This window comes from Novosphingobium sp. B-7, assembly GCF_000410615.1.
GTDB lineage: Bacteria > Pseudomonadota > Alphaproteobacteria > Sphingomonadales > Sphingomonadaceae > Novosphingobium > Novosphingobium capsulatum.
The window spans coordinates 1-318 of record NZ_KE148342.1 but is presented as its reverse complement, the minus strand read 5'-3'; the positions used below and the strand labels follow the sequence as shown (position 1 = coordinate 318).

Genomic DNA, 318 nt, shown 5'->3' with positions numbered 1-318 from the left:
GCCGCCACCCCCCCCCCCGCCAGGCCATGGGTGCGCGTGGCATAGCCCCCCGTGGCATAGGGCAGGCTGTTGTGCAGCATGTAGCAGATCCGCCCCGGCACCGGCGCCAGCAGCCTTGGCCCGCGCGGGGCGATCAACTGGAGCAGGTCCAGCTGCCCGGCCAGGCCCTGGCCCAGTCGCTCGATCCGGGCCTGCGCGGCAGGATTGGCCCGCGCATCGGGATGGTGGCGCATTTCCAGCATCCAGCGCGCGCAGTGGTCAAACGCCCCCGCGCGCTGCGCGGCGGCATAGGCGCCGGCGAGGGTGCTCAGGCCCCGG

General features: G+C 74.8%; 1 protein-coding gene. It reads right to left on the bottom strand.

The genetic code is table 11. The annotated features are described in order from the left end of the window. Nucleotides 1-318, bottom strand: a 318-nt coding sequence (locus tag H926_RS33295) for a hypothetical protein (protein WP_202804709.1), incomplete at both ends; no start/stop codon positions are given.